18 protein-coding genes and 1 pseudogene are annotated in these 19,626 nt (G+C 69.1%); 4 read left to right on the top strand and 15 right to left on the bottom strand.

Going from position 1 to position 19,626, the window contains the following annotated elements; genetic code table 11:
• Position 1: 1 nt before the first annotated feature.
• The 7 genes from AB0F17_RS06410 to AB0F17_RS06380 are packed head-to-tail and all read right to left on the bottom strand — an operon-like array spanning position 2 to position 6,358.
• Positions 2–862 carry a Gfo/Idh/MocA family oxidoreductase gene (locus AB0F17_RS06410; protein WP_358017162.1) on the bottom strand — a complete coding sequence of 287 codons (861 nt, stop codon included), beginning with the start codon at positions 860–862 and terminating at the stop codon, positions 2–4.
• Positions 863–892: 30 nt separating this feature from the next.
• Positions 893–1,714 (bottom strand): SDR family oxidoreductase, encoded by an 822-nt coding sequence (locus AB0F17_RS06405; protein WP_358017159.1) that lies wholly within the window; start codon positions 1,712–1,714, stop codon positions 893–895.
• The gene (locus AB0F17_RS06400) at positions 1,711–2,907 is read right to left on the bottom strand and encodes a cytochrome P450 (RefSeq protein ID WP_358017384.1); all 1,197 of its coding nucleotides are present in this window, start codon (positions 2,905–2,907) and stop codon (positions 1,711–1,713) included. The genes AB0F17_RS06405 and AB0F17_RS06400 overlap by 4 nt, the downstream gene beginning before the upstream one ends.
• Positions 2,908–2,909: 2 nt before the next feature.
• Positions 2,910–3,866 (bottom strand): phosphotriesterase-related protein, encoded by a 957-nt coding sequence (locus AB0F17_RS06395; RefSeq protein ID WP_358017156.1) that lies wholly within the window; start codon positions 3,864–3,866, stop codon positions 2,910–2,912.
• A 16-nt stretch (positions 3,867–3,882) separates the two neighbouring features.
• On the bottom strand, positions 3,883–4,644 hold the full coding sequence (locus AB0F17_RS06390) for a phytanoyl-CoA dioxygenase family protein (RefSeq protein ID WP_358017153.1): 762 nt from the start codon (positions 4,642–4,644) through the stop codon (positions 3,883–3,885).
• Positions 4,645–4,689: 45 nt separating this feature from the next.
• Entirely contained in the window at positions 4,690–5,817 is a 1,128-nt protein-coding gene (locus AB0F17_RS06385) for a hypothetical protein (protein WP_358017150.1), read from the bottom strand.
• The gene (locus tag AB0F17_RS06380; RefSeq protein WP_358017147.1) at positions 5,810–6,358 is read right to left on the bottom strand and encodes an RNA polymerase sigma factor; all 549 of its coding nucleotides are present in this window, start codon (positions 6,356–6,358) and stop codon (positions 5,810–5,812) included. The genes AB0F17_RS06385 and AB0F17_RS06380 overlap by 8 nt, the downstream gene beginning before the upstream one ends.
• A 134-nt stretch (positions 6,359–6,492) precedes the next feature.
• On the opposite strand from AB0F17_RS06380, the gene AB0F17_RS06375 reads away from it, so the two are divergent.
• Positions 6,493–6,897, top strand: a complete 405-nt coding sequence (locus AB0F17_RS06375; RefSeq protein ID WP_358017381.1) for a hypothetical protein — start codon at positions 6,493–6,495, stop codon at positions 6,895–6,897.
• A gap of 452 nt (positions 6,898–7,349) precedes the next feature.
• On the top strand, positions 7,350–8,123 hold the full coding sequence (locus tag AB0F17_RS06370; RefSeq protein ID WP_358017145.1) for a maleylpyruvate isomerase N-terminal domain-containing protein: 774 nt from the start codon (positions 7,350–7,352) through the stop codon (positions 8,121–8,123).
• A 194-nt stretch (positions 8,124–8,317) separates the two neighbouring features.
• Here the strand turns inward: AB0F17_RS06370 and AB0F17_RS06365 are convergent.
• The 8 genes and pseudogenes from AB0F17_RS06365 to AB0F17_RS06330 all read right to left on the bottom strand — a co-directional run.
• A pseudogene (locus AB0F17_RS06365) lies at positions 8,318–8,563 on the bottom strand (ISKra4 family transposase); the annotation flags it as partial.
• Between the two features lie 454 nt (positions 8,564–9,017).
• Positions 9,018–9,632 (bottom strand): MBL fold metallo-hydrolase, encoded by a 615-nt coding sequence (locus tag AB0F17_RS06360; protein WP_358017143.1) that lies wholly within the window; start codon positions 9,630–9,632, stop codon positions 9,018–9,020.
• Between the two features lie 127 nt (positions 9,633–9,759).
• Positions 9,760–13,323 (bottom strand): NB-ARC domain-containing protein, encoded by a 3,564-nt coding sequence (locus tag AB0F17_RS06355; protein ID WP_358017140.1) that lies wholly within the window; start codon positions 13,321–13,323, stop codon positions 9,760–9,762.
• 429 nt (positions 13,324–13,752) lie between these two features.
• Positions 13,753–14,352, bottom strand: a complete 600-nt coding sequence (locus AB0F17_RS06350) for a hypothetical protein (protein WP_358017137.1) — start codon at positions 14,350–14,352, stop codon at positions 13,753–13,755.
• Between the two features lie 144 nt (positions 14,353–14,496).
• Positions 14,497–15,018 (bottom strand): PQQ-binding-like beta-propeller repeat protein, encoded by a 522-nt coding sequence (locus AB0F17_RS06345; RefSeq protein ID WP_358017134.1) that lies wholly within the window; start codon positions 15,016–15,018, stop codon positions 14,497–14,499.
• A gap of 7 nt (positions 15,019–15,025) precedes the next feature.
• Positions 15,026–15,460 carry a hypothetical protein gene (locus tag AB0F17_RS06340; RefSeq protein WP_358017131.1) on the bottom strand — a complete coding sequence of 145 codons (435 nt, stop codon included), beginning with the start codon at positions 15,458–15,460 and terminating at the stop codon, positions 15,026–15,028.
• 1 nt (position 15,461) lies between these two features.
• A complete protein-coding gene (locus tag AB0F17_RS06335; protein ID WP_358017129.1) occupies positions 15,462–16,349 on the bottom strand; it encodes a hypothetical protein in 888 nt (295 codons plus the stop codon).
• A gap of 132 nt (positions 16,350–16,481) precedes the next feature.
• Complete coding sequence (locus tag AB0F17_RS06330) at positions 16,482–17,837, bottom strand: MFS transporter (protein WP_358017126.1); 1,356 nt, start codon at positions 17,835–17,837, stop codon at positions 16,482–16,484.
• Positions 17,838–18,004: 167 nt separating this feature from the next.
• Between AB0F17_RS06330 and AB0F17_RS06325 the strand changes: the two genes are divergently transcribed.
• On the top strand, positions 18,005–18,682 hold the full coding sequence (locus AB0F17_RS06325; RefSeq protein ID WP_358017123.1) for a GntR family transcriptional regulator: 678 nt from the start codon (positions 18,005–18,007) through the stop codon (positions 18,680–18,682).
• 47 nt (positions 18,683–18,729) lie between these two features.
• On the top strand, positions 18,730–19,626 hold the full coding sequence (locus AB0F17_RS06320) for a dihydrodipicolinate synthase family protein (protein ID WP_358017120.1): 897 nt from the start codon (positions 18,730–18,732) through the stop codon (positions 19,624–19,626).

The following is a 19,626-nucleotide window of genomic DNA, read 5'->3' as shown; positions in this document are numbered from 1 at the left end:
GTCAAGGGGTCCCCAACTGAGTCTCCGCCTCGGCGATGATCCGCTGCAGCCGGAGCCCGTGGGCCGCGTCCAGCGGGTGCCCGCCTCCCTCGCGTACGGTCCGCGCGAACTCCTCGGCGATGGTCACGAACGGATCGTCGTCACCGGGCAGCAGCACCGCGTTGCCCGTTCTGCCGTACACCGCGATGCTCGACGGCGGCAGGTCGCCGGCGGCGGCCATGCACAGCGACGCCTCGCTGACCGCGCCGCCCTCGTGGTCGAGCAGCAGGCCGGTCCAGCCGAGCGAGTTCCCGTGCGCGCGGACGCCGGTCACCGGGCCGAGCGCGGCGTCGAGCAGGTCGATCACGTGCGGCCCGACGTCCAGGAGCGCGCCGCGTTCGAGCCGCCACGGGGTGCCGAAGGGGTGGCCGCCCAGCAGGACGTTGGAGATGTTCGCGGCGTGGCCGCCGAACGCCTCGATGCCGGCGCAGCGTGCCAGGAACGCCCTGACCTGCGAGGTATAGCGCATGGTGAGGACCAGTTGCGAGGCCACTCCGGCCTCGCGCACGGCGTCCGCGAGGCGCCGCGCGTTCTCCAGCGAGTCGGCGAGCGGCTTCTCCAGCAACAGCGCCTTCCCGGCCCGCGCCGCGCGCACCCCCAGTTCGGCCTGTACGGCCGGCGGCACGCAGAACGCCACGGCCTCGCACGCGTCGAACAGCTCCTCGACCCGCTCGAACACCGGCGCCCCCAGCCCGGCGGCGGCCTCCGGACGGCGCGCCCATACCCCGGCAAAACGGAGATACGGGCTCTTGACCAGCATCGGCGCGTGCGCGCGCTCCGCCCACGGCCCCGCTCCGATCAACCCGACCGACACCGGCTCCATTCCGCCCCCTTTTGATCCGCTTCAAGCACCCTAGAGTGATTCAGCGGCGTCGCGCCATTGGCGCAGGGCGTGCTCGGGGCGATGGGCGAGGGTTCCGGAGTCGATGACGATGGTCTGTCCCGTGATGCACCGCGACTCGCCCGAGGCGAGGAAGGCGACGAGGTCGGCCACGTCCTCCGGGGTGCAGGCCCAGGGCAGCAGGCGCTCGGCCGCCTTGTCGGCCAGCCGGTCCCGGCCGAGGGCCTGCGCGGCCGCGTCGGTCAGGACCAGGGCGGGGGCGACGGCGTTGCAGCGGATGCCGCGCGAGCCGTACTTGGTGGCCACGTAGCGGATGAACCCGGTCAGCGCCGCCTTGGAGGTGCCGTAGGCGACGTGCGCCACGTCGCCCAGCAGGCCCGAGACCGACGAGGTGAGGACGAAGGCGCCGCCGTCGGACATCGCGGGGGCCGCGTGCTTGACCATGAGCAGGGCACCCCGCAGGTTCACCGCCATCGTGCGGTCCCAGACGGCCACGTCGAGGTCTTCGAGGTCCTGGTCGCGGCCGTAGGTGCCGGGGCCGAGCGCGGCCGCGTTGGAGTGGACGACGTCCAGGCGGCCGAACGAGGCGATCAGGTCGACGACCGCCCCGGCCACCTGCTTCTCGTCCGACACGTCGCAGGTGAGCGCCGTGGCCGTGCCGCCCCTGGCGCGGATGGCGGTGGCGACCGACTTGGCGCCGGCCGCGTGCACGTCCAGAACGCCCACGCAGGCGCCCTCGGCGGCCAGGCGCGACGCGCACGCCGCGCCGATGCCCGAACCCGCGCCCGTCACCAGGGCGACCTGCCCGTCGAACCGGCCCGGCGCGGCACTCACCACGTCACCCGCAGGGCCGTCAGTCCCCGTCCCACGATCGACTTGCGGTAGACGATGGGCTCGTCCGCGAGCCTGAGGTCGGGCAGGCGGCGGCCGAGCACGTCGAGCGCGGTGCGGAGTTGCAGCCGGCCGAGCGCGGCGCCCACGCAGAAGTGGATGCCGTAGCCGAACACCATGTGGGCGTCGGCGTTGGGCCGGTCGATGACGAACCGCTCCGGGTCGGGGAAGACGCTCTCGTCGTGGGCGGCGGAGTCGATGGAGAGCAGCACCAACGACTTTTCCGGAATTATCACGTCATGTAGCGAAATATCCGTTGTGGCGTACCGGAACGATCCGAGAGCCGCGCCGTCGATGCGCATGCACTCCTCGACCGCGTTCTGGATCAGCGGCGGCGGGACCGGCCAGGCGTCCTCGCGCAGCAGGCGCAGGACGCTGTTGGCGAGCTGGTTCGGCACGGTGTCGTTGCCGCCGAGCAGGATCGTGGAGATCAGCTCCACCACCTCGCGGTGGCTGAGCTCGGAGCCGATCAGCGAGGTCATGAGCGAGGTGAAGTCGTCGCGCGGCTCCTTGGCCCGGGACGCGACCAGCCGATCCACGTAATCCAGATAGGCCAGGAAACTGTCGGCGAGTTCGAGCTGCCGCTCAGGCGGCTGCGGCGACAGGAAGAGCTGGAACCAGTCCTTCACGTGCGCCTGCACGAACCCCTCGTCAGCCTCCGGCACCCCGATGAACCGGGCGGTCAGCTTGATCGACGGCTCGTGCCCGATCTCGGAGACGAAGTCGGCCTCGCCCCTCGGCGCCACACGGTCGAGCAGGTCCTCGTTGAGCTGCCGGAAGTGCTGCTCCATGGCCGAGACCGCCCGTGGCGTGAACGCCTTCGACACCGAGCGCCGCAGCCTGGTGTGGTCGGGCGGATCGACGTTGGCCACGAAGCTCGACAGGAACGAGCCGTGCTCGCCCAGCTTGTCGCGTGTCTCGCGGGTGATGCTGCGGGAGATGGTCAGCGAACCCTCCGAGGAGAACCGCCTCGGGTCGCCGTACGCCGCGCGCACGTCTGCGTGCCGGGTCAGCACGTAGGCGCCGAGGTGCTCGCTGTGGAACACCGGCCGGTCCCGGCGCAGCCCGGCGAGGAACTCGTACGGCGAGGCGACGTGCCAGTCCGAGCCGACGTCGAAGTCCTCGATCATGCCCATGCTCACGAGAAGATCCTCCGTGGGTTGTCGACGAGCATCTGGTGGATCTGTTCCTCGGTGACGCCCCTCTTGCGCAGCTCGGGCAGGACGTCGCGGGAGATGTGCAGGAGGTGGTAGTTCGGGTGCCGCTGTCGTACGACGTCGGCATCGAACCGGTCGTTAAAGCAGTAAGAGTCGTGACTTAGCACCATTTGTCGGGCGTGGCCGCGTTCGCACATCGTCGCCACGATCGACACCCGGTCCTCGAACGGCGAGATCGTCTCGATGCCGAACCGGTCCATGCCCAGGTAGGAGCCGTTGGCGGCGAGTTCCTCCAGGTAGGCGACGTCGGTCGAGTCGCCCGCGTGGCCGATGACGACCCTGGTGAGGTCGACGCCGAGCTCGCCGAGCAGCCGCTGCTGTGCCAGGCCGCCCTTGGAGGCGCTGTGGGAGTGGGTGGTGATGGGCACGCCCGTCTCCAGGTGCGCCTCGGCGACCGCCCGGAACACCCGTTCGGTCCCCTTGGTCAGGCCGAGATGGTCGGTGGCGCATTTGAGCATGCCCGCCTTGACCCCGGTCCTGCCGATGCCGTGAACGATGTCCCGCACGAAGAACTCCGCCAGCCGGTCGGGCCCGCCGAACAGCGAGCCCGGACCCCGGTTGCCGAAGTACGGGGGCAGGGCGTCGTAGGTGTAGAGGCCGGTGGCGGCGACGATGTTCACGCTGGTCAGCTCGGCCACCCGCTGGACGGCCGGGACATACCTGCCGAGCCCGATGACGGTCAGGTCGACGATCGTGTCGATGCCCTCGGCCCGCAGGTCGTCCAGTTTGGCCGCCGCTTCCCTCGCCCGCTGCTCAAGGTCCCACTCTTCCGGGATGTCCGGCCAGTTCCAGAGAATCTCCGGACTGAGCCCGAACACGTGCTCATGCATGAGCGTGGCGCCCAGCTCGCCCACCGGCCCTCTTACGGTCTCGGGCATGTGCCCTCTTCCACGGTCACACGCACGGGAACCTCGGGTGGTCGAACGGCCGGTTCACCTCTAGGCCGAGCCCGTCCGTCTGCTGGTACGGGGTGCCGGTGTAGAGGGAGGCGGCGTCGAAGTACGTGACGGTGAACGACAGGCGCGGCTGGTCGCGGTGGTTGGCGGGCGCTCCGTGCACGGTCAGCGTGTGATGCACGGTCGCGTCGCCCGCCGCGAGGTCGAGGGGCGGCGACAGCTCCAGCTCCTTGATCCACGGATGCTGGCTGAGCTGGTCGTCTCCCGCCCGGGTGAAACTCCGCCCGAGCACCCCGTACCGGTGCGAACCATTGAAGAAACGCAGCGAGCCCATGTCCGCCGGCACGTCCACCAACGCCAGCCAGACCGTCAGCATCGCCGAGCGGTCCATCGGCATCCAGGGGAAGTCCTGGTGGAACTCGGTCGCCGCGTGCTCCCCCGGCTCCTTGACGAGCAGGTTCGTGACCTGCACGCGCACGGCCTCCACGCCGCGCAGGAGCCGGGTCGCGTTGGCGCCCATGGCCGGGCTCAGCGCCAGCGCGCGGAACGCCTCGTCGCTCTCGGCGATGTCACGCGACTGCCCGAACGCCTGGTCCACCAGCGTCCGCCGCTGCTTCTCGCGCGCCGCGAGGTAGCCGGTCGCCCGCTGCCTGAGCTCGGCCACGGCATCGGGGGGCACCAGGGCGGGCAGCCGCACCCATCCGTGTTCCTGAAAGAAGCCCGCCTCGTCGTCCGACGCGGCGCGCACGGGGATCTCCATGGCCCCAGTCTCGCACCTTGAGCAAGCGCTTGGTAAGTGCTCTGATTACTTGGCCTTGCAGGACTTCGGCGGGGTGGGCCGGTTCGCGATCCAGCCCGTCTCGGGCGCCTGCGCGCTGTAGTAGGTCAGGATGTCGCCCGGCACATAGCTGGCCCCGGCCAGCGTGGCGCCGGTCGCCAGGTCCAGGAAGGTGCGCGAGTGCAGGGGGAGCGACTTCGATCCCACCGACTGCGTCTGCCCGGTGTCACGGGTGAACGTGACCTGCAACGCCTGCCTGCCCAGCGGATCGGTCGCCGTGCCGTACACCTTGGTGTCGGGAAGCTCCGCCAGCAGGCGCAGGATCGCGGCACGAAGCTGCGGCCGGATCGGCATGGACAGAAGACTGCTCGCTTGAGGGAGGAACTGCGCGAACGGCTGCTTGAACCCTCGGCCCTCCCAGATGCGGTGGTAGTCGCGGAGCTTGGCGAGCAGGCCGTCGCGGTCGGCGGGGATGGCGGCCAGATCGGCGAGGGTGAAAGTCGCGAGAGAGCTGTCCCCTACCTGAGCGTCGTTCCCGTCGCGCCATTGGCAGACCTGGAGCTGGTCGGTGACGCGGATCGGCCGGCAGTCGGCGGCGGGGGTGCCCTGGGGACAGAGCGGCTTGATCCGGGCCGGCGCTCCGGCCGCCCGCCATGCGCGTTCGTCGGCCGCGGAGGCCGGCAGCGCGCTCGGCGCGGAGGTCTGCAGGAGGGACTTCTGCGCGGTGTTCAGCGGCGCCGTTCGCTCGAGGCGGTCCCGCTTGAGCAGGTCGTAGCCGCCGGCTGAGATCCGTTCACCGGTGATGATCACCTCCCGCCAGTAGGCGGCCTTTTGATCGGGTAGGCGCTCCACCCGGTCGGCCAGCTCGAGCAGCGCGTTGTTGGGTGGCTGGACCAGCACCTGAGCAGGCGCGGACACCAGGTTGGCCACCAGTGTGACCGCGATGACCATCGCGGCCGTGGCCACGCCCGCGCTCAGCGCCCACGCCCACACACGCGGGCGGGAACGGGAACGGGAGGGGGAACGGGAGGGGCCGGTGGCGGGGCGGACGCGCGCGCCGTCGGCGACGAAGCGGGCGCGCGCGCGAGCGACCGCCTCGGGCGAGAGCGGGGGCGCGTCGGGCAGCGCCCGGGCGAGCAGTTCGAGCTCATCCATCGAGGTCCTCCTTCAGCGCGCCGAGCGCCGCGCGTAGATGCTTGCGTGCCCGGTTAAGCCGGGACGCGACGGTTCCATAGGGAATGTCCAGGGCGGCGGCGACCTCCGCGTGGCTCAGAGCGCCTAACGCGATCAGCAGCACCACGTCACGGTCGCGCTGCTTCAGCCCGGCCAGCGCCCCCGCTAGCCGGCCGGTGAAGCGCGCGGCGTCCACCCGATCGAGCACCCGATCCAGTCCGGCATCCCCGTGGCCGTCCCAGTCGCGCTCCGCCGCGCGGCTGAGCGCCTTCCACCGCGTGGTCTCGCTACGGCGGTGCCGCGCGATCAGGTTGGTGGCGATGCCGTACAGCCAGGGCCTGACCTCTCCCACGGCCGGGTCGTATCTGCCGCGCAACGCCGCGACGAAGACCTCGACGGCCAGGTCCTCGGCATCGTCCACAGGCAGACGACGGGCGATGTAGCGGTGAATCTCGGCGAAGTAGCGGTCGAAGAGATCAGCCGGAACCGTCGGCTGATCTCTCCCGCCACGTATCTTGTACACGGTCACACCCGTTCTTGCCGCGACGGCGAGAATGCTTTCACGCGCGGATGAGAAGAAGGCGCTTCGATCAAGGCGCATAGCTCTGACCTGCGCGTGTAGTGTCCGTGGACGTTCGCCAGTATCCGTTCCCTTGGCTGTATTCGTGCCTGTACAGCCAGGGCGCTGTCAGCTTGCACGACCTCGGGTACGCCCCCGATCTCGTGGAAACCGGATTTCACCCCCTCGACGGTGCCAGCTACCTCCGCGATGCCGTCAAAGCCGACGACACCCTGTATCGCCTCGTCGCACACCACTCCTGCGCGGCCTGCATTCGCTGCCCCATGCTCCACGTCGACCCCAAGATGCTCGACCGGCTCGCCGAGATCGAAACCGACCTCCTCTCCCGCCGAGCCCGTGCCGAAGCCGAAGGCTGGCTAGGCGAACTCGAAGGACTCGACCTCACCCTCAACTTCCTAGCCGGCAAGCGAGAAGAAGCCCGCCGCCTAAGCCGGACCGGCCCCGTCAGCCTCGGCCTGCTCACCCCAAGGGATCCCGCATGATCAATCAGAACGGCACGTCAACGCCGAGCTCCCGCAACCTGGCCACCGCCAGTGACAAGCACACGTCAGCGCTGGGACCGTCGGCTCTCATGCCCGAGCCCAGCGGCCCACCACTCGCTGCGAAGGTCCAAGCCGGACGACCCTCGGCCAGGGTCTCAGCATCCACCCTGAGCATCGCATTCACGCCCTGCTCTGCGACCACTCCAAGATGAGCAGGGGTGCGGATTGCTGGGAGTGACTTCGTAGGTCAAGCAGCGAGTTGGTAGCGGGCCTGGTGGTTGCGCTGGTGCTCTTGGCCCAGATGGTAGGTCCAGCAGCGGTCGAAGTCGCCGTTGGCGAGCAGTGCGCGGAGTTTCAGGACGGCTTCGGCGCCGGCGCTCCGCCCGGCCGTCGACGCGTTCGTCCGACAAATTCGCTACCCGGCGGCCGGAGCGCCGTGATACACAACCGACGTGCAAAACATCTTGGAGTTCCCCGAGGTCCTGCGGCTGATCGAAGACCGCTCGGCCGCGTTCCGCGCCGCGATCGCGTCCGCCCCCGACCTTGACGTCCAGGTCCCGACCTGCCGGGACTGGACGCTGCGCGAACTGGCGCAGCACCTCGGCGACGGCCGCCGCCGCCAGGCCGCCATCGTCGCGGCGGGCCCGGGCGCTGAGCCCCCGGCGAGGACGGACCCGAAGGGCGCCCCGACCGCGCCCCGCGACCGCGAAGCCCTGAACGCCTGGCTCGCCGAGTCGACCGAGCTCATGCTCGACGCGATGCGCGAGGCCGGCCCGGACCGCGGCTGCTGGACCTGGTGGGGCCGCTCGCAGGCCCCGGAGACCAGCGGAGCCGTGGCCCGGCACCAGATCCAGGAGATCGCCGTCCACACCTACGACGCCCAGCTCACCCAGGGGGCCGCACAGCCGCTGCCGACGAACGTCGCGGTCGAGGGCGTCGACGAGTTCCTGACGACCGTCTCGGCGACGACCGTCCCCTGGCCGTTCAAGCCGGCGACCATCGACCTGCACACGACCGAGGGCCGCTCCTGGCGCCTGACCCTCAACGCCGACGGCGTCCGCTGCGACGACCTCGCCGCCGACGCGGAGCCGGGCGACATGGCGATGCGAGGCGCAGCGAGCGAACTGGTCCTCTACTTCTACGAGCGCGTCCCGCTCGACGGCCTGGAGACCAGCGGCGACACCGAGCCGATGGAGCAGCTCGCAGACTGGGACCCGAACGCGTAAAACGCGCACTTGTGACGCATCTGTCGGTGGTGCGCGCGCTCCTACGGGCGCCACTGGGCCCGGGGTTGCGGACATCGAGCGGCTGCGGGCAGGCTACGGGCCTGCTGTTCAAGGGCGAAGGGCGCACCTGCGGGCGGCTCGCGCTCGACTGGGGACAGTGCGCGGGTGCAGATTGCTGGGACTGACCTCGTAGATCAAGCAGCGAGTCGGTAGCGGGCCCGGTGGTTGCGCTGGTGTTCTTGGTCGAGGTGGAAGGTCCAGTAACGGTCGAAGTCGCCGTTGGCGAGCAGGGCGCGGAGTCTCAGGACCGCTTCGGCGCCGGCCAGTGACCATCGGGCTCCGGTGATGTCCAGGCGGTCGCCGATCAGGTGGTGGCAGGCGCCTTCCACGATGCCCGTGGCGATCGGCCATCCTGCGGACAGGGCGGTGTCGTAGCCCAGGTAGCCGTCCTTGTTCCTGAGGTAGCCGACGGTCTCGGCGATCTTCTGGCGGTTCTCGGCGTCCAGGTGTCGGTCGGCGGCTTCGGCGTCGAGCCGGTTCGCGACGTCGGCCGCGCGGCCGTTGAGCACGGCCAGGGCGGCCCACTCCCGCATAGAAGAGATTATGCGGACACTGATATCCACCTGAACCGGACGGCCCGCAACGGCATCAGGTAAGGACCGCTACCCCAACCCCGAAACGACCCCAAGTCGATCTCCCTGGGCCTCATCTGCACCCGATGAGCAGAGCCGCATCCTCGATACCGCCACCCTGGCTAGCTTTCGGCCATCGCCCTTTTTGCCCGGTCATGACGGGACTCTATCGGCGAGATTGCAGACCCGAGTGCGGGAGGCAGTTTGAACCGCCCCCGCCACCAAGCCGCATGATCAACCCCGGCGAATGATTCTTCTTGGTCTAGAGATCGACTGAATCGCCCACCGGAATGCGGGCGTAGTCGGTCTCCTCCTCAAGCCACGTGTCGAAGTATTCCAGACCGATCTTGCTGAGCTGGATGTCGTGGATCGGGAACGCGCGGGCCGGCCGGACGCCTCGGACGAAGGTGATGGCCTCGCCGATCTTCACCCAGGGGCCGGCCGCCGGGACCAGCAGGGTGTCAACCTCGTCGGTGGGGACGAATAGGGAGTCTCCCGGGTGGTAGAGACCGTCCACGATGAACCCGAGGTTCGGGCAGCCGGGCAGTCCGTCGATGACCTCAGCGTGCACGCCGCCCACGGCCTTCACGGTGAAGCCGGCGGCGGTGAAGGTCTCGCCCGTGGCGACCGCGACCACTCCCTCGCCGAGCTCGGCGGCCAGCGCCGCATGGGTGTGCACGATCAGCGCGGGGTTGCCCGCCCGGGCGGCCTTGAGTGCCTCGACGTCGACGTGGTCGGGGTGCTCGTGAGAGACGAGCACGGCCGTGGCTCCGGCCAGCGCCGCCTCCGCGTCGGAGAAGGTACCCGGATCGATCACCAGCACCCGATCACCGTCCTGGACGCGCACACAGGCGTGCCCGAAATGCGTCAGTCTCACCGGATCACCCTATCGGCCAACCTCGGCGTCGACGCCAACACGATCACCGCCCGGCGGCCCCAGATCGTCTCGTGCCTGGCTTTCTCGCCAACCGGCCGACCATCCGCTTGCTGGCCTCGCGCCGCGTTCACGTCGGCTGCGGCTCGCCGGTCGCCGGCGGTCCCTGGGCAGTGAAGCAGTACATGCCCTTCGCACCGGTAACGCACAGGGTGAGGGCGTCAGGAAACCAGGCGCACGAACGCAACGGGCCAGAGAGCCGCACCACGGTCAGGCTGCTCGCGCGATGCGGATCCCACAAACGGACCAGGCCATCCGAATACGCCGCAGCGATCAGCGAGCCGTCGAACGAGATGGCGACGCTTTCTATGGCGCCACCACCTTCTGACAGCACGTGCCTGAGGGAGCCATTAGTGTCCCACAGCCGCATCTCACCGTTCGTGTCGGCCGAGACGAGCCATGAGCCGTCGGGGGCGATCGCCACCGAGCGGATGCCGCTCCGGTGCCCGCGCAGTTCGCCACGTGATGAGCCATCCGCCTCCCACAGGAGCAGCGCACCGTCCTCTGCGGCCGTCACCCACCAGGCGCCGTCGGGGGCGATCGCGATGGAGCTCACCCACAACCTGCTACCGGTCAGCACACGGCGAACCTCCCGGTAGCCCACATCCCAGACACGCACCGAGCCGCTCCAGTCAGCGGCGGCGAGCCATGACCCGTCCGGTGCGATCGCGACGGCGGTCGCACCGCCTCGATGTCCCGACAGCGTTCCTCTTTGGCAACCGTCCGGGTCCCAAAGGCAGACCCGGCCGTCCCATCCGGCGGACGCGAACCAGGTGCCGTCCGCGGCGATGGCGACCTGGCTGATCCAGCGTCCATGTCGCCCCAGCAGCTCCCGCGAAGTCCCGTTCGAATCCCAGAGACGGACGGAACCGTCACTGCAGGCGGACGCCAGCCAGGTCCCGTCGGGCGAGACAGCGACCGACCTGACGTCAACGCCATGGCCGGCGGATCCCCTTCGCCAGAGAGCTTCGGTCTTCCAGATCCGGAGGCTGCCGTCCAGGCCTCCCGACACGAGCCAGGCACCATGGGGCTCGACGGCCAGTGCCGACACTCCGCCGCAGTTGCACTCGGCGACACGGCTGCTCGTCGCGTCCGCCGTCCAGAGACGGAGTGTTCCGTCCAGTCCTCCGGACACGAGCCACTCACCGTCAGGTGATATGGCCACCGTACGCACCACGCCCCGGTGTCCCTGCAGAACGGCCAGTTCGCGTCCGTCGGAGTCCCAGAGCTGGACGACGCCCAGGTCGCCGACCGCGGCGAGCCATTGCCCGTCTGGCGAGATCGCCAGGTCCCGCAGCCGCTGGGAACGGCCGAAGATCACCCTGCTGATGCCGCCCCTTGCGTCCCACAGCCGCACCGCGCCGTCCGAATTTGCCGAGGCCAGCCACGGCCCCATCCCTGGGATGGCCACAGCCTGCACCTCGCCCCTGCGGGCGTACAGCCGGCCCTGGCGAGAGCCATCGACTCCCCACAGCAGAACGCTTCCGTCGTTCCCCGCGGAGGCGAACCAGGAACCATCGCGGGAAATGGCGACCGAATTGACCGCCTCCTGGTGGCCTCGCATGGACACGACATCGCCGCCATCGGCCGCGACCACGTGCACGACGCCCTCGCTGTCGCCGGCCACCATCCAGTTTCCCGTAGACGCTATGGCCACCGACGTCATTCCGGCGTTTTGGGCGATCAATGTGGTCTGCTGAAGCCCCTCCAGACTCCATCTGCTGAGCACCCCGTCCAAACCCGCCGACACGAACCAGGATCCCCGGGAGGCGACGGCGACGGCGGCCACGCTTGACCTATGTCCCCGCACGGCCAGCCATGGATCGGGAGACTGGTCAGGAAACGGCCATTGCGTGCTCAGGTGCCATGCCGCCGACGACTCCACATACTCTCTAATCCCTGTCGATAACTCGGGCATATCATGCAAGCGGGTCAGCAGCGTCGCGGCCACGACCTCGGCGGGATCCGCCGGGTCGAAGAGATGAATGTTCTGCAGAATGACACTGCAGAGCTTGTCCGCGAGAGGCGTCCGCAGCTCCGATAGGTCCTTTTCAGCCGCCGACACACCAGAGCGGGCCATCCTGCCGCTGAGCCATCGCAGGTCGCAGACGACTTTCTCCAACTCGTCGGCCAGCGCGGCCTCCTTGAAATGATAAACAAGGTTGTCCCAGAAGTAGTCCGCACCGACCGGCAACGACCACCATCGATGCTCTCCGGACGCGTCGGCCGAGGCGACCGGGAGGGTTTCCAGCAGACGGGTGTTGCAGCAGACCACCCCCTCTGCCGTCAGCGTCACACGAGCGTACGCGCGGACGGTCGCGTGCAGAGCGAGAAGCTGGCGCCCGTAGTTCCACTTCCTCGACACCAGCGACAGTTCCTCCAGACGCTCACAGAGCTGAACCGTCTCCGGAGACGCGAGTCCGCCTGTCCCGAACCAGAGAAGCTCGACAACCTCGACGGGCACGTCCGTGTTCTCCGGAAAAATGGACAGCTCCAGGAATCGCTCTCGCTCCTGGGGGTCAAGAATGCCGAGACTATATTCCATGGTGTCGGCGACCAGTCTTTTGCGGATGGATCGCGACCGCATGTCGAAGGCGGCCGGGCCTTTCTCGCGCAGCCGCCCGATCGCCTGGTCGACCGCCAGGCTGATGTCTCCACCTCGTGCCACCTCCTCCCGCAGCCGCCGGTTCACCAAGCTCAGCAGCAACGGCAGGCGACCCGCGACATCGAGCAATTCACCTTCCGCGCCCGCCGGCAGCACCGGCAGGCCGTCGCAGAGGATGCGGGAGGCCGTGTCCTCGAACAGGCACTCGACGTTCACCGGGCAGGCGTAAGGGGGCACCAGAGCACGCAGCCGGGTGGTGAACAGCAGGCGATACGTCGGCTCATTGGGCAGGAACAACTCCAGTTCGCGGTCGTCCCATACGTCGTCGACGACCAGCAGAGTCATCTCGCGATCCGCGAGGGCCCGCTTCAGACGGTGGCTCGCCTGCTCCGGATCAGAGGTCACCGGACGCTGCTCGCCTATTTGGGCGACCGCGTCATTGATGCGCTCCACCAGATCCGGACCGCCTTTGTCACGGCCCAAGGTGATCCAGATTATTCCACCCTTGAAATAGCGCCGAACACCGGGACGATAACATGCGGCCGTGGCCAGACTGGTCTTGCCGGCACCCCCATGGCCGAAGATTCCCACGACGCTGACGTTGTTCGTCGTTCTTCCCGGAGCCTTCAGCTCGCCCCATGAACCGATGTGTACGCGCTTGTCCACGGGCGGGAAAGAATGCTGGCGAATCGTCTGCGCGATTCGGCGCAGAGGCGCGAACCTCTTCTGCCCCCTCGTCAATTCCGCGATGGCCGTCTCCAGTTCGGGCCGGTCCATCCAGGGTTCCCTCACGGGCACGCTGAACAGTGCTCCGACGGGACGACGTTCCTGCAGTCGCGGGATCGCCCAGGTGAGACATCCGATCACGAGAGTCAGAATGAGGAGACCCGCTATCCAGGCGCCCTTGTAGCCGACCACCACGGCCGGAAGATAATCGCTGACGACATTGACCGGCAGACCGATCACGATCCCGAGAAGGGTGGCGACGACCAGCAGCAGACTGGGAAGTCTGTTCTTGGGACGTACCATCGATCACCCGGCCACGCGCACGATACAGAGATGGCGCATCATAACTTGCGCGGCAAAGACAGCGCAGACCATCGATGATATTAAAAATCAATCGAATCTACCCATAAGCGGACAAGACATAACGGGAAGGGTCAATCATCGTCGTCCGTCACGTCCGCCAGACCGGGCAGGTGTCGGAGGGCCGGCATCTGGGAGTGGGCGCCTGTGATGCTCCTCAATCATCTGGTTGAACGGCAACTTGTCGATCTCCTCATGTTCCTGAACTGCTGCTTCTCCGAGATCTCCGTCGTGGGGAACGCGCGACACCGAGAAGATGTGACCCACATGTGTCTCACCGTGGCTCACGATCAGCTGGCGTGACTACAGGACCGCAAGAAACCGCAGGTGAAGGAGATAGGGCGCCCGGGGCTCGAACCCGGAACCTACGGATTAGAGAGTCCGCAGGTTGTCTCGCAGTCTGGGCGCGAGCCGCCGCACCGTCTCCGGTGTGGAGGCCACGAGCTTGGTGACGACCGGACCCACGCTGACCAGAGCCCCGTACTGGCTACCGGCGGGATGGCCCAACCGGTAGTACACGATGTCCGGCCCATCTCGGCCCGTAATGACGGAGTCGAGCCCGTAGCGGGTCTCCTCGGCCGCCAGGCGCTGCGCCTCGGATGTCGAGGGCGCCGTCCACATGACGGACACGGAGACGACGTCGCCCTTGTCGGTCGGCGGGATCCAGTCGCAGACGGCGGGTTTGGGCAGAGGGCTGCCTGCCAGCGTGCGCGAGTGCGGGCTGGCAAGGTAGCCAGGGGCCAGCAGGCTCAGGTCGCGGTCGGTGAGCAGGCCGCAGGCGTCCGGCCAGTCCGCCGCCGGGGCGACGCCGGGCGGGTTCGCCGGGGGCCGGTTGGCGCGGACGAGGCGGTAGGCGGTGATCCGGGTGCCGTTCTTGACACCAGCGCTGTCGTCGTCCTGCGTCGGGGTGCGCACGAAGACCAGGCCCCCGGCGCCTCCCTCCAGGAGGGTGGCGCCCTCGGTGGCGGGCAACGGGAGCTCGCTCGCCTCACCTGTGGCGGCGTCGATGGCCAGCAGGTAGGTGTTCAGCGGCCAGGGGTCCAGACCGGGGTAGTTCCCGCCCTCCGTGACGAACAGGTCCCCGGTTGCGATGAACGACGTCGGCTCCGCTACCCCCTAGGTCCAGCGGATGGCACCGGTGGCCGGATCGACTCCCTGAACGTAACCTCCTTCACCTCCGTCCGGGATCGACGTATGGGCCACGACGCCGGCCCCCGTGACGACCGGCGACCGGGTGGAATATCCCCAGTTGGCGCCATGGATGTCGGCGAGCAGCCGCCTGCCGCCCGATGCGTACAGATAGGAGGTGCCGGAGAGGCGTACGAGGACGGTTCCGTCCGCGGCGGTCGCCACGTCCAGGTCTCTCCGCGGGTCCGCCCCCTCGGCCGGCGGCCACTCCTGTGGCCGCCGGTACGTCAGGTCACGGGTCCAGTAAGGCCGGCCGGTTTCCGGATCCACGGCGGCGAGGCGGACGCGCTCGCCCGCGCAGAGTTCGAGCACGGCGACCAGCTCGTCGGCGGCCGCCGCGTCCGCGGTGCAGCCCTGCGAAATGGGCATGACCGCTCTGGTCGCCCCGGTCCTGGCGTCGAGCAGTTGGACGTCCGACGCCGTCAGCGCCGCCACGGCGCGCCGGGTCACCACGGCCTCACGGGCGAGTCTCCAGCCCCACAGCCGCTCTCCCGTGGCCGGCCAGGTCGTAGCCGGTGAGCACGCCCTCGAACTCGTCTCCCGTCCGTCCGGGCTGCTCTCGCAGGACGACGAGAACTTCGTCGGCGACCCACAGCTCACGCACGTCCCCGAGCCGGGGTTCGGCCGGCACAGTGCTCAGGACGCGCCCCGTGACCGGGTCGAGGATGAGGATCCGGCCCAGGTGCGCCGCCACCGCGAGGGCACGCTCGGACGGCACGAGGGTGTGGCTGTAGACGAAGACGTTCTCGGTCAAGCCGAACGAACGGTTGTCGAATGCCGCCGACCACACAGGCTGCCAGCCCACCGCCTTCCGCATGATGGCCGAGGCGTCGGACACGAGGGCCAAGCAGGTCACCAGCGCCAGCAGGGGCAGACCGACCAATCGCCGCACGTCAGCACCCCTCGATCCGGTACTTGCCCGGCTTGCTCCGGACGCTCCAGCCACCCATCGGGGACTCGTCGTACACGGTGCGGTAAGCCCGTGCTGGACCGGTCAGCCGGAACGGGAGCCCGCCCGGTCTGCGGATCACCACCTGCTCGGCGCGGCCGTTGCTGATGACCGTGGCCACGAGTTCGAACTCGTAGTACGCCTTGCAGGCGGTGAGCGTCATGATGAACGTCACCCGTTCGTCGCGGACCAGATCGATCTGCTTGGTCTCGAAGTACGGGGTGTCGCGATCCTTGACCGAGGTGAACCGCGGCGTCGGCCGGTCGAGATCGGCCGCGACCTCGATGGTGCCCTGCTCGCCGGCAGAGGCGGGGCTCAGCAGCGCGCCGTCGGACGCCGGCTCGCGGGTCAATATGCGCGGTCTGATGTCGGCGATCCGCAGGCTGGCGCGGTTGCCGTTCAGGACGACCATGACCCTCGTCTCCCCGACCTGGGCGGCGCGGTAGCGCTCCAGGAAAGCCTCGTTCTGCGGCCCGTCGGGTCTGCCCAGCAGGATCGCCCGGTCCTGCGCGGCGGTCACAGGCTCGCGCAGAGCGAGGTCGGGGTCATCGGTGCCGATCTTCACATAGGCGGCCGTGACGGGCGCCTCCCGGCTGATCTCATCGAAGGCGCCGGGCCCGAGCGAGCCGAACCAGCCGGTGAACACGGCGCCGGCCGCCGCGACGATCACCGCACCGACGATCCCGGCCACCCACGCCAGCACGGCTCGACCCGGTCTCGACCCGCCCGCGCTTTCCTCGGCAGGCTCGCTCGGCTCGCTCGGCTTCCGCTCGGGGGACTTCTTGCCGCTCGCGGGGGACTTGTCCCGCTTTGTACGACGAGCTCTGGGCATAGGTCGCCCTCTCCAGCTTGGGGAAAAGCCGGGAAACGTCCGAGCCCATCATCGCGTTTGATGTCGTCCTCTGTCCCGCTCCGCGCGGAACTCGACCGTGCCGCGCTTTCGCGGCCGGCCGAGCATCCGCCGTCAGCGGACCGTCGTGCCCGTGGCGCTGAGGTCGCGGCGGAAGGACTCCGGCGCCTTGTACACGGCCACCATCGTGATCACCGCACCGACCATGACGTACGCCGCGACCAGCGGCCACCGGGTGCCGTCGGATCCGGCCAGCGCCGTGGCCACGAACGGAGTCAGCCCGCCGGCGAAGATCGAGGCGATCTCGCGGCCCGCCGCGGCGCCGGTGTAGCGGCGATCCGCCGGGAACAGCTCGGCGAAGAACGCGGGCTGGATGGCGTTAATGGCGTTGTGCCCGAGGTTGAGCACCAGCACGTACCCGAGCACGATCAGCACCATCGACCCGCTGCGCAGCATGAAGAAGAACGGGAACGCCATCACGAACACCACGACCGCGCCGAAGAAGTAGATCGGCCGCCGCCCGACCCGGTCGGAGATCGCGGCGAACACGCCATGGCTGATGAAGGAGAGCACGGCCGCGATGAGGATCGCGTTGCTCAGCTGGCTCTTCTGCAGGCCGAGCGTGCCTGTGCCGTACGACAGCGCGAACACCGTGAGTAGGAAGTACGGCAGCGCCTCGGCGAACCGCAGCCCGACGATCAGCAGCAGGTTGCGCCAGTCGTCGACGAAGATCGTACGGATCGGACCACGAGCCGGGCGGTCCGGCTTCGCGGCCGCCTCGCCCCCGTCGCCCGCCGCCGACGCGGCGACGGCCTCGGTGAAGACCGGGGTCTCCCGCAGGCTGCGCCGCATCCAGAACGTCACGACGAGGATGACGGCCGACAGCAGGAACGGGATCCGCCACCCCCAGCTCAGTTGTTGCTCATCGGGGAGCGTGTAGACGTAGGCGAAGACCAGCGTGATGAGGATCTGCGCCGAGAACCCGCCGGTGTTGGGCCAGGCGCTGAAGAAACCTCGGCGGTTCGGCGGTGCCGACTCCAGCACAATGATCATGGAGCCGCCCCACTCGCCGCCGACCGCGAATCCCTGAATCAGCCGCAGCACCACCAGCAGGATCGGCGCCCAGATCCCGATCGTCCCGTAGGACGGCAGCAGCCCGATGAGGATGGTGCTGAGACCCATCACCGTGAGGGTGATCATCAGGGTGGACTTGCGGCCATGCCGGTCCCCGCGGCTGCCGAAGAAGAGCCCGCCCAGCGGCCGGGCGAGGAAGCCGACGGCGAACGTGCCGAAGGCGGAGAGCGTGCCAACGAAGCCGCTGGCGTCGGGGAAGAAGACCTTGGGGAAGACGACGGCGGCCGCCGTCCCGTAGACGAGGAAGTCGTAATACTCCAGCGTGTTGCCGAGGAAGCTGGATGCCGTGACCTTCCAGGTGTAGCGGAGGTCTGTCTTCGGAAGGGTCGCAACCATGGCGCCTCCCTTTCTGCCGGCGGCCTTGAAAGTTTCCGCAGGGATTCGGTTGCCGCACACTATGTCTTGGGAAACGGTTAACCGTCAACGGTCACCGGTCATCGGTTAACGTTGACCGTCTGCAGTAAGCAGAGATACCGTTGGCGAAGACCATGGGAGGAGAGCTGGTGACGATCACCAATCCGTTGCGCAATCCACCGCTCGGAGATCAGCTGCTCGTCCAGCTCCGATCGCTCATCGTGCGCGGCGAGCTGAGCGTGGGCACGCATCTGGTCGAGGGCAGGATCGCGGAGCGCTTCGGGGTGAGCCGCGGGCCGGTCCGCGACGCGCTTCGCCAGCTCGAGATAGAGGGGCTGGTCGAGACGCGTAAGCGGGGCGTCTCGGTGCGCGGGCTGTCCGACAAAGATCTCCTGGAGCTTTACTCGCTGCGCGGCGCTCTGGAGAGCCTGGCCGTCCGGGAGGCCATCGCGCGTCTCGACGCGGCCGACTGGACCCCGATCGACGAGGCGCTCGACCAGATGCAGTCCGCGGCCGTGGCCGCCGACGCGGCCAAGTTCGCCGCCGCCGACCTCGATTTCCACAGCGGGTTCTACACGCTCGGCGACAACCGCTGGCTCACCGCCACCTGGGCGCTGCACCGGCCGCTGTTCGCGACGGTGATGGAGATCACCAACACCGACCGAGACCTGGTCCCCGTCGCCGGCGACCACGTCTACCTGAGGGACATCGTCCGCTCGGGCGACGTCGACGCCGCGCTGGCCGCGCTCACCGCTCATCTCGATGGCTCCTGCAGCCGGATCCGCGCGACGCTGAGCGGGCGACCGCGCCCGCAGCCCGCCTTCTGACCCGACTCACCGTCCGCCAGTCACCATCGACGAACCGAGGCTTTGCCATGCCAGAAAATACCCGACGCCGGGCGGAGGTCCTCGCCGCCGTTCCCACCTTCTTCGACGAGGCGGGCGAGCTCGACCACGCCACCACCAAGGCGCACTTCACCGATCTCGCGCGTCACGTCGACGGTGTCTTCGTCTGCGGCACCACCGGCGAGTTCCCGGCGCTGGACCGCGCGGAGCGCCGTACGCTGGCCGAGGCCGCGCTGGCCGTGTTCGGCCCTGACCGGGTCGTGGTGCACGTCGGCGCCGCGGCCACCCGAGACGCGGTGGCGCTGACCCGCGACGCCGTCGCCCTGGGGGCACGCAGGCTGGCCACGCTGACTCCGTACTACCTGCCCGCCGACACCGGCGCCGTCCTCCGGCACTTCGCCGCGGTGACGGGGGCCGCGGGCCCGGCCGCCGTCTACGGCTACCTGTTCAGCGAGCGCTCGGGCGTGGTCGTCGAGCCCGCCGAGTTCGCCATGATCGCCGCCGAGACCGGGCTGGCCGGCGCCAAGCTGAGCGGCCTGGCGGCCGAGCGGTTCGAGGAGTACCGCGCGGCGCTCCCGCCGCAGGCACGGTTGTGGTCGGGCGCGGACACCAAGCTCGCCGAGGTCGTCCGCCACGGTGGCGCCGGAGTCGTCTCCGGGCTGTCGGCGGCCTTCCCCGAGCCGTTCGCGATGCTCGCCGACGCCGTGGCCGACGGCGACGCCAGCGTGGAACGCTCCGCCCAGGCGCGGGTGGACGAAGTGCTGGCCGTACTGGGCGGCACCGTGGAAGGCATCAAGCTGGCGCTGAGCCACCTCGGCCGCGGGACCGGCGCCCTCCGCATGCCCGCCCCCGAGATCGGCCCCGACGAGCAACTGCGCATCGCGCGCCTGGCCGAAACGGCGTCGGCGTCCCACGCGGCCGAATGA

This window comes from Nonomuraea sp. NPDC026600, assembly GCF_040638335.1.
Lineage (GTDB): Bacteria > Actinomycetota > Actinomycetes > Streptosporangiales > Streptosporangiaceae > Nonomuraea.
The sequence above is the reverse complement of the archived record's forward strand: the minus strand, read 5'-3'. Positions and strand labels throughout refer to the sequence as shown.